The 16,738-nt window shown below is 31.4% G+C and carries 17 protein-coding genes and 4 pseudogenes; 8 read left to right on the top strand and 13 right to left on the bottom strand.

Annotated features, from left to right (window positions below):
- Positions 1-15 precede the first annotated feature (15 nt).
- Positions 16-621 (bottom strand): TetR/AcrR family transcriptional regulator, encoded by a 606-nt coding sequence (locus LHL71_RS03115; RefSeq protein WP_227361552.1) that lies wholly within the window; start codon positions 619-621, stop codon positions 16-18.
- A gap of 164 nt (positions 622-785) precedes the next feature.
- Between LHL71_RS03115 and LHL71_RS03110 the strand changes: the two genes are divergently transcribed.
- Complete coding sequence (locus LHL71_RS03110; protein ID WP_227361560.1) at positions 786-1,298, top strand: FAD-dependent oxidoreductase; 513 nt, start codon at positions 786-788, stop codon at positions 1,296-1,298.
- Between the two features lie 512 nt (positions 1,299-1,810).
- The gene (locus tag LHL71_RS06450; protein ID WP_283812386.1) at positions 1,811-1,933 is read left to right on the top strand and encodes a hypothetical protein; all 123 of its coding nucleotides are present in this window, start codon (positions 1,811-1,813) and stop codon (positions 1,931-1,933) included.
- A 410-nt stretch (positions 1,934-2,343) separates the two neighbouring features.
- Here the strand turns inward: LHL71_RS06450 and LHL71_RS06445 are convergent, their stop codons facing one another.
- Together LHL71_RS06445 and LHL71_RS06440 are read right to left on the bottom strand one after the other, a co-directional pair.
- Entirely contained in the window at positions 2,344-2,457 is a 114-nt protein-coding gene (locus tag LHL71_RS06445; protein ID WP_347339037.1) for a MerR family transcriptional regulator, read from the bottom strand.
- 5 nt (positions 2,458-2,462) lie between these two features.
- Positions 2,463-2,603 (bottom strand): MerR family DNA-binding transcriptional regulator, encoded by a 141-nt coding sequence (locus LHL71_RS06440; protein WP_283812385.1) that lies wholly within the window; start codon positions 2,601-2,603, stop codon positions 2,463-2,465.
- Positions 2,604-2,695: 92 nt separating this feature from the next.
- Here LHL71_RS06440 and LHL71_RS03100 point away from each other — a divergent pair.
- From LHL71_RS03100 to LHL71_RS03090, 3 genes and pseudogenes are all read left to right on the top strand, one after another.
- Positions 2,696-3,432 (top strand): annotated as a pseudogene (locus LHL71_RS03100) (SDR family oxidoreductase).
- 320 nt (positions 3,433-3,752) lie between these two features.
- Positions 3,753-3,893 carry a hypothetical protein gene (locus LHL71_RS03095; protein WP_227361559.1) on the top strand — a complete coding sequence of 47 codons (141 nt, stop codon included), beginning with the start codon at positions 3,753-3,755 and terminating at the stop codon, positions 3,891-3,893.
- Positions 3,894-4,687: 794 nt separating this feature from the next.
- A complete protein-coding gene (locus LHL71_RS03090; protein ID WP_227361558.1) occupies positions 4,688-5,149 on the top strand; it encodes a B3/B4 domain-containing protein in 462 nt (153 codons plus the stop codon).
- A gap of 109 nt (positions 5,150-5,258) precedes the next feature.
- On the opposite strand, the gene LHL71_RS03085 is transcribed toward LHL71_RS03090, so the two are convergent.
- Complete coding sequence (locus LHL71_RS03085) at positions 5,259-5,519, bottom strand: hypothetical protein (RefSeq protein ID WP_227361557.1); 261 nt, start codon at positions 5,517-5,519, stop codon at positions 5,259-5,261.
- A 309-nt stretch (positions 5,520-5,828) separates the two neighbouring features.
- On the opposite strand from LHL71_RS03085, the gene LHL71_RS03080 reads away from it, so the two are divergent.
- On the top strand, positions 5,829-6,014 hold the full coding sequence (locus tag LHL71_RS03080) for a hypothetical protein (RefSeq protein WP_227361556.1): 186 nt from the start codon (positions 5,829-5,831) through the stop codon (positions 6,012-6,014).
- 116 nt (positions 6,015-6,130) lie between these two features.
- Here the strand turns inward: LHL71_RS03080 and LHL71_RS03075 are convergent.
- From LHL71_RS03075 to LHL71_RS03060, 4 genes and pseudogenes are all read right to left on the bottom strand, one after another.
- Positions 6,131-6,833: pseudogene (locus LHL71_RS03075) on the bottom strand (B3/B4 domain-containing protein).
- A gap of 43 nt (positions 6,834-6,876) precedes the next feature.
- On the bottom strand, positions 6,877-7,065 hold the full coding sequence (locus tag LHL71_RS06475; RefSeq protein ID WP_430689983.1) for a GNAT family N-acetyltransferase: 189 nt from the start codon (positions 7,063-7,065) through the stop codon (positions 6,877-6,879).
- Positions 7,066-7,366: 301 nt separating this feature from the next.
- Entirely contained in the window at positions 7,367-7,747 is a 381-nt protein-coding gene (locus LHL71_RS03065) for a MarR family winged helix-turn-helix transcriptional regulator (protein WP_227361554.1), read from the bottom strand.
- A 161-nt stretch (positions 7,748-7,908) separates the two neighbouring features.
- A pseudogene (locus LHL71_RS03060) lies at positions 7,909-8,639 on the bottom strand (SDR family oxidoreductase).
- A gap of 108 nt (positions 8,640-8,747) precedes the next feature.
- Here LHL71_RS03060 and LHL71_RS03055 point away from each other — a divergent pair.
- Positions 8,748-9,202: pseudogene (locus tag LHL71_RS03055) on the top strand (MerR family transcriptional regulator).
- Here LHL71_RS03055 and LHL71_RS03050 read toward each other — a convergent pair.
- Positions 9,199-10,542 (bottom strand): FAD-dependent oxidoreductase, encoded by a 1,344-nt coding sequence (locus LHL71_RS03050; RefSeq protein WP_227361553.1) that lies wholly within the window; start codon positions 10,540-10,542, stop codon positions 9,199-9,201. The pseudogene LHL71_RS03055 and the gene LHL71_RS03050 sit on opposite strands and share 4 nt — an antisense overlap.
- A 163-nt stretch (positions 10,543-10,705) precedes the next feature.
- Here LHL71_RS03050 and LHL71_RS03045 point away from each other — a divergent pair, with 163 nt between their 5' ends.
- On the top strand, positions 10,706-11,311 hold the full coding sequence (locus LHL71_RS03045) for a TetR/AcrR family transcriptional regulator (RefSeq protein WP_227361552.1): 606 nt from the start codon (positions 10,706-10,708) through the stop codon (positions 11,309-11,311).
- 18 nt (positions 11,312-11,329) lie between these two features.
- Here LHL71_RS03045 and abc-f read toward each other — a convergent pair whose 3' ends face one another.
- The 4 genes from abc-f to LHL71_RS03025 all read right to left on the bottom strand — a co-directional run bounded on the left by abc-f (position 11,330) and on the right by LHL71_RS03025 (position 16,685).
- Positions 11,330-12,712, bottom strand: a complete 1,383-nt coding sequence (abc-f, locus tag LHL71_RS03040; protein WP_227361551.1) for a ribosomal protection-like ABC-F family protein — start codon at positions 12,710-12,712, stop codon at positions 11,330-11,332.
- 331 nt (positions 12,713-13,043) lie between these two features.
- Positions 13,044-13,712, bottom strand: a complete 669-nt coding sequence (locus LHL71_RS03035) for a LysM peptidoglycan-binding domain-containing protein (protein ID WP_227361603.1) — start codon at positions 13,710-13,712, stop codon at positions 13,044-13,046.
- 534 nt (positions 13,713-14,246) lie between these two features.
- Complete coding sequence (locus tag LHL71_RS03030) at positions 14,247-16,196, bottom strand: acyltransferase family protein (protein WP_227361550.1); 1,950 nt, start codon at positions 16,194-16,196, stop codon at positions 14,247-14,249.
- A gap of 294 nt (positions 16,197-16,490) precedes the next feature.
- Complete coding sequence (locus tag LHL71_RS03025; protein WP_227361549.1) at positions 16,491-16,685, bottom strand: general stress protein B; 195 nt, start codon at positions 16,683-16,685, stop codon at positions 16,491-16,493.
- Positions 16,686-16,738 lie beyond the last annotated feature (53 nt).

Below are 16,738 nucleotides of genomic sequence, written 5' to 3'. Positions count from 1 at the left end.
AGCCCTAGGGCTTTTTTATTTTTCGTTAGAAAATGCCAAAATGGATGGTAGAGTAACCTCTCTAACGATTTTTTCAATTACTGGTATGGTAACATCACTGTCTAAAGTCCATGAATTATATCTTAGTAAATCAAAATAAGCTAGTTTAACAGTCTCGCTGGGGAGCCCTTTAATTTCATGCTTGCTAATGGCTAATTGTAAAATATAATCCATAATTTTTAAATTAGCGGTTCTCGAATACGCAATGATCTTTTTTAATTGAATATTTTGGGATGAATTAGCAATTCCAAACAAGATTTTAAAATGGTGATTAGCTCCGCGGGTAGATTGCTTAATAAATTCTTTGCCAACGAACATTAAATTTTTTTCCAATGATCCTAAATCGAACTCTAGACTAGTTAATACGTTATTAGAAATTTTGATTTCGTATAAAATAGTTTCTAAAACTAGATCAAATAATTGGTCCCAATATCGATAGAGTACAGATCTACTGGTATGAGCCTGCTTAGCAATTTTGGAAAAATTAATGTGGTTATAGCCATCTTTTTCTAATAAATAATAGGTTGCTTCATATATTTGAATTTGTAACGTGTCGCCACGTCTTCTGGTATCTTTTTGCATGATTTTATCACTCCTGATAGTTATGGTTAGATACGAACTAATTAAAAGTGTACCGTAAAATAGGTAGAAAACAAAAGTGTATCTTAATTATAATATTAATCATCATATTAAATACAATATGTATCTTATTAGTTGGATCAGATTATAATTAAGGAGATTTAAATATGAAAGTTATTGTAATTGGTGGCTCACACGGTGGTTATGAATCGGTTGAAACAATCTATGAAACTATGCCTAAGAATACTGTGGTTAATTGGTATGATCAAGGTGACCTAGATTTAGTAGTTAATTGGAGTAAAGAACGAGTTGATGATGCTAAAGATGTTAGGCATATGACTAATGAAGCTTTAAATAAAAATCATATCAATTTGTTTAGCTTGAGTAAGGTAATTAATATCGATGCTTCAAAACATTGTATTATTGCTAAAAATTTAGTTACCGATGAAGAAATAGTTGATTATTATGATAAATTAATTATCGCAACTGGATCTGATGCTAATAAATTAAGAATTCCTGGAACCAATCTTGATAGAGTAATGACCATGCGCGGGAAGGTTGGAATTAATAAGGTTAAACAACAATTGCATAATGCGCAAATTAAGAATGTAATTATTGTTGGTGGAGGATATATTGGAATAATGGCAGCCAATATGTTTAGCCAAGCTGGCAACAGGTAACTCTAATTAATGGTAGTCAGCAAATATTAGATAATTATCTAGATGATGATTTTATTGAGATACTAATGAATGATTTAAAAATCATCAAGTTGATTTAGAATTATCGCAACAAGTTATCAGAATTAATGGTGATACCACCGTGGCATCAGTAGAGACTAATAAAGGTGAGTATTTGGCAGACATGGTTCTATTAGCAGTTGGCAACAAGGCCTAACACTGAGTGGCTAGATTGGAATTGTTACACTAAATTCTAAGATAGTTAATTGAGGGTTGATGAATATATGCATACGGATCTTGAAGATGTTTTTTGCTTGTTGGGGATGCAACCGAAGTTAGATTTACGCCGACTAATGAAATGAAAAATATCGCTTTAGCTAGCAATGCTCAAAGACAAGCTAAAACTGCAGTAGCTAACTTGAAATTCTAACTTACAGCCATTTTATGGAGTACAAGGCACTAGTGGGTTGGTATTATTTGATAAAGTTTTTGCCACTACAGGAGTTAACTCTAAAATGATTGAATCAGCTGAGTTACCTATAAGTAGTGTTTTAGTAACTTATGATAATCTAATGGATAATGTTCCCGATAGTTTTAGAACTCAAATTCGATTTAAGCTATTTTATAGCAATGGTTGATCACACTATTAAAGGAGCTCAGATTTTGGCTGATAAGGACTTTAATGAAATAATTAACACTATTTTCAGGTGCCATCCAAATGAGAATGGACTATTGAGCAGTTAGCATATGCTGATTTTTATTTTCAACCTCAGTTAACTAACGAATGGAATATTATGAATATTGCGGCACAGAAAGCGTTAAAAAAGACATCGAATGATTAATCGATGTCTTTTTTATGATTAACTTGCTGGGATGCTAAAATATTGTTTGCGCCATTTAGGATTAACTTGATGTGTTCCAGGGATGTAGAAAATGCTCTCGGTCCCCGCCTCATTAGCGTGTTGATAATACCATTTTTTTCCATCTAAGAAAAGCCAGCTGTGTTTCTAATTCGTGAATTTTGTTTTCTAAATTTTTTCTTGTTGGATCATAAATCATAGCGTTGAGGTAACGTATTATCGCCCTCCATACACCAATTCATAAATTTAGCGATTTCTTTAATGGGGATTCCTGACTTTTTTAAGCAATTAATGACTTCAATATATCCTAAATCATTATCATTAAATTGGCGACGACCACCAGCATCTCTTTAATAAAAGGCATTAAGCCAGCTTTATCGTAGTATCTAATGGTATCTTGAGAAACATTGTATTTCTGAGAAATATCACTCATAGTATAATTTGCCAAATTAGTATCCTCTTCATTAATAATATTTGACCTGGAGTTAACTCCAGGTGATATGGTAAGATAACATATAAATGAAAGAAGGAAAATATATTATGAATAAACCGTTAATAGTAATTACTGGAGCTAGTTCAGGGTTTGGATCAGAAATGCTAAACTATTTAATCAAGCAGACTTCCCTATGTTATTGCTGGGTCGTAGAATTGAAAAGATTAAAAGCCTACCTCTTAATTTTGATAATGTAATGGTAGATAAAGTTGATGTTACGGATTATGATGCTTTTTGCAGCTAGTATTAAAAAAGCTTGAAGCCTAAATTTTGGACCAGTTGACCTGCTAGTTAATAATGCTGGGGTAATGTTATTAGGTAATGGTACGGGAACCAGTCCCTCCTAAGGAATGGCAAACTATGTTAGATACAAATGTTTAGGGAGTACTTAATGGAACTCAATTGTTCTAGATGATATGATAAACGCCATCATGGTACGATTATCAATATGTCTTCATTAGCTGGTAAAAAAACATTTGTTAATCATGCTGCCTATGTTGCATCTAAATTTGGCGTACATGGTTTAAGTGAAACAATTCGAGAAGAAGTTTCTAATGAAAATGTACGTATCTCAATGGTTGCTCCAGGTGCCGCTGAAACTGAGTTATTAACTCACGTTACCGATGATCATGCTTTAAGTGATTATCAAGACTGGAAAGAAACTATGGGTGGAATTACACTAGATCCCAAACACGTTGCTGAGACCGTTAAATTTATTTATGATATGCCACAAGAAGTTAATATTCGAGAAGTCGATATTGCAGCGACTAGGCAAGATTCATAAAATAATAAAAAGCTCATTATATTATGAGCTTTTTTTGTTACCCTAATTTGTTGCATATGCAACAAAATGAAAGTATAATTAGAATATGAAAAAAATAATAAGACAAATTGGTAGCATTTATAGAAGCTTAGAGTTTATTAGTAATAAAGAGTTTAAAGAAATGGTCTTTAGGCAATAATTTATATGCCTATTTAGTTTATATTGCGGAAAATCCTGGCACAATCTCAAAGGAGTTAGCAATTGATTTAAAAGTTGATAAGACTACGTATCAAGATCAATTAAGAAATTAGAAATAATAACTTAATTGGAGCGACGCCTAAGTGAAACTAATAAAAAAAGAATGGCATTTATTTGCTACTGAATTAGGATTGAAGAATTACCAAGTAATTTTATCAGAATATGAATATTCATCTAAAAAAAATTTTATCGGGATTAAAGTGATGATGATATTAAAAAGTTAAATGTTATTTTAGACAAAAGTGGAAGTAATGCTAGTTTAGAATGGAATTTTGTTAGAGATGGAAATAAACGAGAATACCTTTAGGATTAAACACAGTGACCTTAAATGATGTCAATGTATTACGGGACATTAGCTGTTTAACGTTTAAAAACGACTTTTGGGCCATATAATACTGAAGCTAATATTAGTAAATACTTAGTTTCAGCCTACTCAATTGATAAGTTATCAACTGAGATAGAGGGTTTGAATACTTATTTTTATCTGGGTATTTAGATGAGATGATGGTTGGCTATATAAAAATAAACGTTAATCAGGCACAAACTGAGAAAATTGGGATGCAAATCCTGGAAATTTGAAAAAATTTACGTAGTAGCAGAATATAAATCATATGGGAATTGGTTCTAATTAATGATGCAAGCTATTAATTTAGCAAAAAGCCTTAATAAAAGTTTATTGGTTAGGGTTTGGAAGATAACCCTTAATGTTTGAGTTTTTACCAAAAAAAGTGGGTTTTATAAGTATGGAGAGCATACTTTTACGATTGGTGATGACCATCAGATTGACTACATTATGAAATGAATTTATACAGATTTTAAATTACCTTAGGAGAAATAATATGCAAAATATAATTATTGATGATAAATTTATAGGGATATTTTTCGCAGATGCTCAAATTAATATATTAATAGTGAATGATATAGACAATCACGACCAAAACGAAGATTATGTAAAATGTTAAAATGATGCCCAAATAGCTGCTAACAGTATATAACACAGGGATGTATTTAGTGGAAAATGAATTATTCAAATTGGCGTAAAATATATCAAAGTTTTAAGAAAAAGAAAGGCGCTCAGTTCATCTATCGAAGCTTTATTAAACGGGTATCTCAGCGAAAAGAAATTGGACATATTAATCCGTTAGTTGATGTCTATAATAGTATTTCATTAAGATATGGCGTACCAATTGGAGGAGAAGATATTGATACTATTCAGGGACCGTTGCATCTTGGTATTGCTAATGGTAATGAAGCTTTTTTCCCATTAGGTGATAGCCAAAATGAACCTGCTTTAAACGGTGAAGTGATTTATTATGATGATGCCGGAGCAGTTTGTAGGTGTTTAAATTGGCGTGACGGTCAACGTACAATGCTTAAAAATGATACAACAAATGCTATATTCTTTATTGAATCTATTAATAAAGACCAGTTAAAGCAAAGTAATGAAGCTATTGTTTCATTACGTGAAAATGATATATAAATTTTTTGGAGTTACTGGTGAAATTATAAATTAACTAAAAATAATTCTCAAGTAACAATTAATTTGTAAATAAAAAGGATGTAAGATTAGTAATCTTACATCCTTTTTATTAAATATAATTTAATGATATTACTGAACTAGATTGATATACAACATCTGAATTATCTAATGAGAACCAATCAGCCCTAGCGACTAAGCCTTGTATCCCAATTCTTTCATCTGATGTTGATAATTGTTCATCATTAATAGTACCATTAAAAATTTGAGTTGGATAAAATGGATCAGATGTACCATTTTTCCATGCTCTAATTTTAGTGTCGTTGTTGACTATAAGGGTGTCGTTATTAGATAGTTTAATTTTTACTGGCAATTTAAATATACCTTCCTTTCATAATGTAATCACATTAATCATAATATATACATAATAAATTAACTATAATTATGACTTAATAATGAAATTGATTATTAATTATTTTCAATATACGTGTAATAAAATACACAATATAAATTGACCTAACACTTAATTAAGTGTTAGGTCAATTTATTATTGTGTATTTTATTACACGTATATTGAAAATAATTAATAATCAATTTCATTATTAAGTCATAATTATAGTTAATTTATTATGTATATATTATGATTAATGTGATTACATTATGAAAGGAAGGTATATTTAAATTGCCAGTAAAAATTAAACTATCTAATAACGACACCCTTATAGTCAACAACGACACTAAAATTAGAGCATGGAAAAATGGTACATCTGATCCATTTTATCCAACTCAAATTTTTAATGGTACTATTAATGATGAACAATTATCAACATCAGATGAAAGAATTGGGATACAAGGCTTAGTTCGCTAGGGCTGATTGGTTCTCATTAGATAATTCAGATGTTGTATATCAATCTAGTTCAGTAATATCATTAAATTATATTTAATAAAAAGGATGTAAGATTACTAATCTTACATCCTTTTTATTTACAAATTAATTGTTACTTGAGAATTATTTTTAGTTAATTTATAAATTTCACCAGTAACTCCAAAAAATTTATATATCATTTCACGTAATGAAACAATAGCTTCATTACTTTGCTTTAACTGGTCTTTATTAATAGATTCAATAAAGAATATAGCATTTGTTGTATCATTTTAAGCATTGTACGTTGACCGTCACGCCAATTTAAACACCTACAAACTGCTCCGGCATCATCATAATAAATCACTTCACCGTTTAAAGCAGGTCATTTGGCTATCACCTAATGGGAAAAAAGCTTCATTACCATTAGCAATACCAAGATGCAACGGTCCCTGAATAGTATCAATATCTTCTCCTCCAATTGGTACGCCATATCTTAATGAAATACTATTATAGACATCAACTAACGGATTAATATGTCCAATTTCTTTTCGCTGAGATACCCGTTTTAATAAAGCTTCGATAGATGAACGAGCGCCTTCTTTTTCTTAAAACTTTGATATATTTTACGCAATTTTGAATAATTTCATTTTCACTAAATACATCCCTGGTTATATACTGTTTAGCAGCTATTTGGGCATCATTTAACATTTTTACATAATCTTCGTTTTGGTCGTGATTGTCTATATCATTCACTATTAATATATTAATTTGAGCATCTGGAAAAATATCCCAAAATTTATCATCAATAATTATATTTTGCATATTATATTCTCCTAAGGTAATTTAAAATCTTATAAATTCATTTTCATAATGTAGTCAATCTGATGGTCATCACCAATCGTAAAAGTATGCTCTCCATACTTATAAAACCCACTTTTTGGTAAAAACTCAAAGCATTAAGGTTATCTTTCCAAACTCCTAACCAAATAAACTTTTTATTAAGGCTTTTTGCTAAATTAATAGCTTGCATCATTAATTTAGAACCAATTCCCATATGATTATATTCTGCTACTACGTAAATTTTTTCAATTTCCAGGGATTTGCATCCCATTTTCTCAGTTTGTGCCTGATTAACGTTTATTTTTTATATAGCCAACCATCATCTCATCTAAATAACCCAGATAAAAATAAGTATTCAAACCTCTAATCTCAGTTGATAACTTATCAATTGAGTAGGCTGAAACTAAGTATTTACTAATATTAGCTTCAGTATTATATGGCCCAAAGTCGTTTTAAACGTTAAACAGCTAATGTCCCGTAATACATTGACATCATTTAAGGTCACTGGTTTAATCCTAAAGGTATTCTCGTTTATTTCCATCTCTAACAAAATTCCATTCTAAACTAGCATTACTTTCCACTTTGTCTAAAATAACATTTAACTTTTTAATATCATCATCACTTAATCCCGATAAAATTTTTTTAGATGAATATTCATATTCTGATAAAATTACTTGGTAATTCTTCAATCCTAATTCAGTAGCAAATAAATGCCATTCTTTTTTATTAGTTTCACTTAGGCGTCGCTCAATTAAGTTATTATTTTCTAATTTCTTAATTGATCTTGATACCGTAGTCTTATCAACTTTTAAATCAATTGCTAACTCCTTTGAGATTGTGCCAGGATTTTCCGCAATATAAACTAAATAGGCATATAAATTATTGCCTAAAGACATTTCTTTAAACTCTTTATTACTAATAAACTCTAAGCTTCTATAAATGCTACCAATTTGTCTTATTATTTTTTTCATATTCTAATTATACTTTCATTTTGTTGCATATGCAACAAAATTAGGGTAACAAAAAAAGCTCATAATATAATGAGCTTTTTATTATTTTATGAATCTTGCCTAGTCGCTGCAATATCGACTTCTCGAATATTAACTTCTTGTGGCATATCATAAATAAATTTAACGGTCTCAGCAACGTGTTTGGGATCTAGTGTAATTCCACCCATAGTTTCTTTCCAGTCTTGATAATCACTTAAAGCATGATCATCGGTAACGTGAGTTAATAACTCAGTTTCAGCGGCACCTGGAGCAACCATTGAGATACGTACATTTTCATTAGAAACTTCTTCTCGAATTGTTTCACTTAAACCATGTACGCCAAATTTAGATGCAACATAGGCAGCATGATTAACAAATGTTTTTTTACCAGCTAATGAAGACATATTGATAATCGTACCATGATGGCGTTTTATCATATCATCTAGAACAATTTGAGTTCCATTAAGTACTCCCATAACATTTGTATCTAACATAGTTTGCCATTCCTTAGGAGACTGTTCCCGTACATTACCTAATAACATTACCCCAGCATTATTAACTAGCAGGTCAACTGGTCCAAATTTAGCTTCAGCTTTTTTAATACTAGCTGCAAAAGCATCATAATCAGTAACATCAACTTTATCTACCATTACATTATCAAAATTAAGAGGTAGGCTTTTAATCTTTTCAATTCTACGACCCAGCAATAACATAGGGAAGTCTGCTTGATTAAATAGTTTAGCAATTCTGATCCAAACCCTGAACTAGCTCCAGTAATTACTATTAACGGTTTATTCATAATATATTTTCCTTCTTTCATTTATATGTTATTCTTACCATATCACCTGGAGTTAACTCCAGGTCAAATATTATTAATGAAGAGGATACTAATTTGGCAAATTATACTATGAGTGATATTTCTCAGAAATACAATGTTTCTCAAGATACCATTAGATACTACGATAAAGCTGGCTTAATGCCTTTTATTAAAAGAGATGCTGGTGGTCGTCGCCAATTTAATGATAATGATTTAGGATATATTGAAGTCATTAATTGCTTAAAAAAGTCAGGAATCCCCATTAAAGAAATCGCTAAATTTATGAATTGGTGTATGGAGGGCGATAATACGTTACCTCAACGCTATGATTTTATGATCCAACAAGAAAAAATTTTAGAAAACAAAATTCACGAATTAGAAACACAGCTGGCTTTCTTAGATGGAAAAAATGGTATTATCAACACGCTAATGAGGCGGGGACCGAGAGCATTTTCTACATCCCTGGAACACATCAAGTTAATCCTAAATGGCGCAAACAATATTTAGCATCCCAGCAAGTTAATCATAAAAAAGACATCGATTAATCATTCGATGTCTTTTTTAACGCTTTCTGTGCCGCAATATTCATAATATTCCATTCGTTAGTTAACTGAGGTTGAAAATAAAAATCAGCATATGCTAACTGCTCAATAGTCATTCTCATTTGGATGGCAACTGAAATAGTGTTAATTATTTCATTAAAGTCCTTATCAGCCAAAATCTGAGCTCCTTTAATAGTGTGATCAACATTGCTATAAAATAGCTTAAATCGAATTTGAGTTCTAAAACTATCGGGAACATTATCCATTAGATTATCATAAGTTACTAAAACACTACTTATAGGTAACTCAGCTGATTCAATCATTTTAGAGTTAACTCCTGTAGTGGCAAAAACTTTATCAAATAATACCAACCCACTAGTGCCTTGTACTCCATAAAATGGCTGTAAGTTAGAATTCAAGTTAGCTACTGCAGTTTTAGCTTGTCTTTGAGCATTGCTAGCTAAAGCGATATTTTTCATTTCATTAGTCGGCGTAAATCTAACTTCGGTTGCATCCCCAACAGCAAAAACATCTTCAAGATCCGTATGCATATATTCATCAACCTCAATTAACTTCTTAGAATTTAGTTTAACAATTCCATCTAGCCACTCAGTGTTAGGCTTGTTGCCAACTGCTAATAGAACCATGTCTGCCAAATACTCACCTTTATTAGTCTCTACTGATGCCACGGTGGTATCACCATTAATTCTGATAACTTGTTGCGATAATTCTAAATCAACTTGATGATTTTTTAAATCATTCATTAGTATCTCAATAAAATCATCATCTAGATAATTATCTAATATTTGCTGACTACCATTAATTAGAGTTACCTGTTTGCCAGCTTGGCTAAACATATTGGCTGCCATTATTCCAATATATCCTCCACCAACAATAATTACATTCTTAATTTGCGCATTATGCAATTGTTGTTTAACCTTATTAATTCCAACCTTCCCGCGCATGGTCATTACTCTATCAAGATTGGTTCCAGGAATTCTTAATTTATTAGCATCAGATCCAGTTGCGATAATTAATTTATCATAATAATCAACTATTTCTTCATCGGTAACTAAATTTTTAGCAATAATACAATGTTTTGAAGCATCGATATTAATTACCTTACTCAAGCTAAACAAATTGATATGATTTTTATTTAAAGCTTCATTAGTCATATGCCTAACATCTTTAGCATCATCAACTCGTTCTTTACTCCAATTAACTACTAAATCTAGGTCACCTTGATCATACCAATTAACCACAGTATTCTTAGGCATAGTTTCATAGATTGTTTCAACCGATTCATAACCACCGTGTGAGCCACCAATTACAATAACTTTCATATTTAAATCTCCTTAATTATAATCTGATCCAACTAATAAGATACATATTGTATTTAATATGATGATTAATATTATAATTAAGATACACTTTGTTTTCTACCTATTTTACGGTACACTTTTAATTAGTTCGTATCTAACCATAACTATCAGGAGTGATAAAATCATGCAAAAAGATACCAGAAGACGTGGCGACACGTTACAAATTCAAATATATGAAGCAACCTATTATTTATTAGAAAAAGATGGCTATAACCACATTAATTTTTCCAAAATTGCTAAGCAGGCTCATACCAGTAGATCTGTACTCTATCGATATTGGGACCAATTATTTGATCTAGTTTTAGAAACTATTTTATACGAAATCAAAATTTCTAATAACGTATTAACTAGTCTAGAGTTCGATTTAGGATCATTGGAAAAAAATTTAATGTTCGTTGGCAAAGAATTTATTAAGCAATCTACCCGCGGAGCTAATCACCATTTTAAAATCTTGTTTGGAATTGCTAATTCATCCCAAAATATTCAATTAAAAAAGATCATTGCGTATTCGAGAACCGCTAATTTAAAAATTATGGATTATATTTTACAATTAGCCATTAGCAAGCATGAAATTAAAGGGCTCCCCAGCGAGACTGTTAAACTAGCTTATTTTGATTTACTAAGATATAATTCATGGACTTTAGACAGTGATGTTACCATACCAGTAATTGAAAAAATCGTTAGAGAGGTTACTCTACCATCCATTTTGGCATTTTCTAACGAAAAATAAAAAAGCCCTAGGGCTTTTTTATTTTACTTGATTAAATTGTTTAGCTTGAATCTCATAAACAAAATCACTAACATGATCAACTAATTGTTGGTCATGACTTACCAATATTACGGTTCCTGGATAGTCTATTAGCATCTTTTCTAATTCGGTTACGGTAACGATATCTAAATAATTAGTAGGTTCATCTAACATTAAAACATTTATATCACTAACCATTAACCTAGCCAAGGCCAATTTAACCCGTTCCCCTCCACTTAATACTTGAACCAATTTATGAAAGTCCGCTCTATCAAAACCTAAATTTGCCAAAACGGTCTGGTTAATGGAATTATCTTGAATCGATAGTTCATTTACTGTATCTAAAATAGATTTAGTAGTATCTAGTTGCGTAAGTTGCTGATGAAAATAGCCTAGTTTTAATTTAGGTGAGGCAATGATTTTAGCATCATTATTTTGCTTGTAGGCGTGATAAATCATATCTAGTAAAGTAGTTTTGCCGGTCCCATTTTCACCGATTACCGCAATATTTTGGCCCGCTTTTATTTTTAAGTTAACCTCATCAATTAAAATATTCTCATCCCTTTTGACAGTTAAATTATTAACAGTTAGTAGGGTGGATTGCTTTAAATTATCCATTCCGGGTAAGTTAAATTTAATAGGCTTACTTTCTTTAGGTTTATCGACACCCGTCGTTCGCTGCAATCTACTTTTAAGTGCAGCTGTATCCTTGCTAAGTTTTCCTTGCTGATCTTTATAATGTTGCTTCATATTTTTAGCTTCATTAGTACCTTGATATTTTTTAGGTACCTTAGTAGCTCGGCTAGCTTGCTGTTTTTTCTTATTTAAAGCCCTTTGTAGCTGTTTTTGCTTATTCCTATAGGTTTGGTAATCTTTTGCTTGTTGATCGCGTTGATTCGTCTTATAATCAACAAATTCAGTATAATTGCCTGTAAATGTCTGCAGCTCGCCATCCTGTAATTCCCATATTTCATCAACTACCCCATCTAAAAAGTCCCGATCATGAGAAATGATGATTACTGTTCCCGGATAGTATTTTAACTGATATTTTAATTTATTTAGATGATTAAGATCTAAGTTGGCGGTTGGTTCGTCTAACAATAATATGTTAGATGGTCGTCTAAATGCATTATTTATATACTCTTGTACTTGCTGACCTCCACTAATATCTTCATCAGGTTTTAGCTGTGGTAATAGTTCCACCACTGCCTTAGGTCGAATTTGCTTTTCTCTGTTCTTAAGTTCTTTAATTAGCGTAGTCTTACCAGCACCATTTACTCCAATCAAACCAATTACTTTACCTTCTGGTATGATTATTTTATCAATATCATAAATTTGTCTACCAGCATAATTTGCCTGTAACTCTCTTAATTGATATGCCATATTTACCGTCTCCTTTTACGAAACGGCCTTTAAATTTTTATATAAAAAAAGACCTAATATTTAAGTCATTAGGTCAAATTAATGGTCTACATCCATAATTAACCCAATCCAATTTAAAGACCATTTCTAAATTACTATTAAATAGCATCCCCCAATACGGAATTACTATAAAATATTGTTTTAAAAATGATGATTAGTTGGATTAGATTCTCATGTTTGCAGCCACCTCCGATTTATTTATTTCAATTATAGCATTTATTACTAGTTTTTCAATAAAACTTTTATGTATAAAAAAAGCCACTTATCTCTAAATGACTTTTTCTTTATTTAATTATAGTGCCCAAGCAGCCATACCTTGTTGGTTGTAAAGACTTACGGCAGCATCGATTTGGTCTTGAACAGAACCACCACTAATGTGCATGTTTTGGAATAATCCATATGCACCTGAGCTACTGTTTCTTACGTATGGTTGCCAGTTTGATTCACGGTTAATAATGTAGTTCCAAGTTGAAGCTGAAACTCCAGTTCTTTGTTCCATTTGACTTAAGATGTCAGCATGTGAGCTTGAACCATAGTTTGATGAACTTGAACTAGTTTTGTTTGATGAACTAGTATTTGATGAGCTAGTTGCAGCAGTGTTTGCTGATGAACTAGTATTTGATGATGAACTAGTATTTGCTGAACTAGTTGCAGTAGTGTTTGCTGAAGTAGTTGCAGCTGATGAACTTGCAGCAGTATTTGCTGAAGTAGTTTGAGTTGCTGAGCTAGTTGCAGGAGCAATAGCTGCAGTGTTAGTTGATGTAGCTTGAGTTGCTGAGTCAGCAATTTCTAATTGGTCCCCAACATAAATCAAATTAACATTTTTAATGTTGTTTAGGTTAGCAATTGAGTTAACCGTAGTATCATAGTTTTCTGCGATTTTTGAAAGAGTATCTCCTGATTGAACAGTGTAAGTAGTGTTTGCACTAGCTAGAGTTACTCCTGTTAGGATAGTACCCATTAATGCTGAACTAGTAACGATAATTTTCTTTAGACTTAAAATAAGAATTTCTTCCTTTCTATTTGAAACCAATAATTTTCTTGTCATCTTTTTGACGCTATTAAATTTATCATAGATTTACTTTCTTGTATGTATCATATCTATGACATTATAGTTACAATAAGTTTTATAAAAAAATGTAACAATCTTTATTAAATCAAGGTTTAAATATTTTTTAGTTGGAATTTAAAATTCATAATTATCGTTAAATAGTGCCGTTAAATCAACAATTTATTGAAAAGCAATAGCTGTATATTACAAAAATTTCATCATATTTACATCGGCTAATTTAAAATGTTTTACTTATTCTATTAAAAAAATCTATCTAATTACCAATTTATCAACCATAAAACGGATTCATAAAATTATATTTTTAATTACATTATGTAATATTGTAATAATAAATTAATTATTTTTTTATAACTAAATGATGATTATTATTACCTAATAAAAAAGGTACCAGCTAAAATTGCTGATACCTTTTTTTATTTTAATCTAATTAGCATTGGTCTCTTTATCCTTAGCAATTGACTTAGCAACTAATCCTGCAAAATGGGTTACCCCAACATTATTTGGATGAATTCCATCAGTTGTAAACCAGCTAGTTGGATGATTTTTAGCAGTTCCATACCAATCGATGATGTGGAGATTACTGTGCTTCTTAGCTTCTGCATATAGAGTAGAGTTAACTTGTTGTTGCCAACTACGATTTGGTACATAAGCAGTTGTCCAGTAAACATCCCGATCCTTACCTAAAAAGTCTAAGATTTCTTCAACTTGGTCTTTGGTAACTGTTCCATTAGTTCCGATGTTAAGTAAGACATTCTTACTTAATTGACCATTAGATTCTAACGAATTTAGAACTGGCATTACTTCTGCAGCCTGTCTACCAACTTTACCATTAACAGTTGCGGCCGGAAATACATCTTGAATGCTAGTTGAAACATCAATCATAACTGAATCACCTACCGAAGTAAGCGGTGTTTGTTTTAATGTCACAATATCTCGCGCACTCAATTGATAAGTCTTCATATTTTCACGTTGAGTTTTACTCAAATGTTGCATTTCACGTTTTTCTAAGGCTTGATTATGTGAATATTCAGCTGCTGCTTTGGCTTGTTGCTTCTGTAACTTGATGGCTTTAGCATTAGCTTTATTAGCCTTTTTACTGCGGCTATTAATTACCTTTTGTAAAGATGAACCAGTAGTTTTTTGAGGTTGTTGAACTAATCCAACTGTAGTTAAAGCTACTAATGCAAATACTCCAGTTAATCTAGCGATATTTTTTACACTTAAATAACTCTTACCATTATTTTCTTTAAGTTGTGACCATTTAAAGTTACGGAGTGGTTTTTCAATATAACGGTAACTGATTTCACTAATTAATAAGATAATTGCAATTTGAATAATTGCATTAATCACTGGGTGATCTCCAATGCTTTTGACTTTATTTTCATAAAAAATCATTACTGGAAATTGATATACATAAATTCCATAACTTCTTTTACCAATGTAAGTAAATAACTTATTAGTAAGCCAAGCGTTCCAATGACTAGCTGGATGAACTATCATAGCAACTAATAATGTTGCCACTGCTGAAAATACATACATCCCCCATTGGTAAACTGAAGTATCAGAGCCTGATAAAGTAAAGTAAGCAATTACCATGGCTACAATAGCAAACAAGCCAATCCCATCTAACCATCTACGATTAGATTTACTTACATTATTTGATAAATGATTCATTGGCCATAAGAAAGCTAATGATGCTCCCAATAACAAAGCGAAGAAACGGGTATCAGTTCCATAATATACTCGGTTAACATTACCTGGATCATAGATCAAAGCCATCTCAACAGCTGAAATTACGGAGCCAGCAAATAAAATTATTCCTGGAATTACTCGATTTTTAAATAGTTTTAACAAAATTAACATTACGAAGGGCCAAATAATATAAAATTGTCCTTCCAATGACAATGTCCATAAATGCGTAAATGGTGATTCACCCATGGCTCGATCAAAATACGATTGACCATGATTGATTTCAAACCAGTTATATACAAAAGTGAGATTAGTTAAAATAGTTCCTCTAATATTAGTTAGCAATTGACGTTCAAACAACGTAATATATGCAGTTGTTCCCACTAATACAGTAATTAATGTTGGATATAGTCGACTAATTCTTCGTTTGATAAACGACCCAATATGTAATGACCGATCTTTATCCCAATCTAATATCATAAAGTAGGTTACCAAATATCCCGCCAATACTAAGAAAATGGGAACCCCCAAAAATCCTCCCTTTAGTGACGATGGTGCCAAATGAAATACAATTACACCGATTACTGCGAGACTTCTTAATCCATCAATCCCGGTTATGTATCGTCGCTTAGCCCCCTGCTTTTGCTGCTTTTTTTGATTTGTTCGTGATAACTCTTGATTCACTTAAAACACCCCATTACCTATATTATTCTTTTTCCCATTAGTCTAAGCACTATGTTTTGGTTAACTAATTTATCACTAATTATCGTACAATTAAATCATACCAAATTTCTGTAGTTTTGGTTATATTTAAGCTTAAATTATCAGACTTTTTGCCATTTTATTTATTCACTTTATCCGATCAATTTTACATCCCTAACCTACAACTTTATATTCTTAACCTACACACAAAAACTTACACACAAAAAAGGTCATCTGTTGATTTCCAACAGATGACCTTTTTTATTATATTCAGTTTTATTTACGTGCTTTCTTTGCTGCGTTACCTTTTTCTGCGATATCGTGATAGAAAGCTTTTGAATGTGTTGCGGCTGTTTGACGGCCACCTTTTGCACCAATTTCTTTATAAAATTCGTGTCCGTGGGTTGCCACAGTCTTCTTACCACCTAAACTACCATTGTATTGTCGTGTTGCTTTACTTTCTTTAGCCATAAGAAACACCTCCAAATTAATTTAAATGTAAGATACACATACATCAAATTAGG

It is taken from the genome of Lentilactobacillus laojiaonis (genome assembly GCF_020616595.1).
Taxonomy (GTDB): domain Bacteria; phylum Bacillota; class Bacilli; order Lactobacillales; family Lactobacillaceae; genus Lentilactobacillus; species Lentilactobacillus laojiaonis.
The sequence above is the reverse complement of the archived record's forward strand: the minus strand, read 5'-3'. Positions and strand labels throughout refer to the sequence as shown.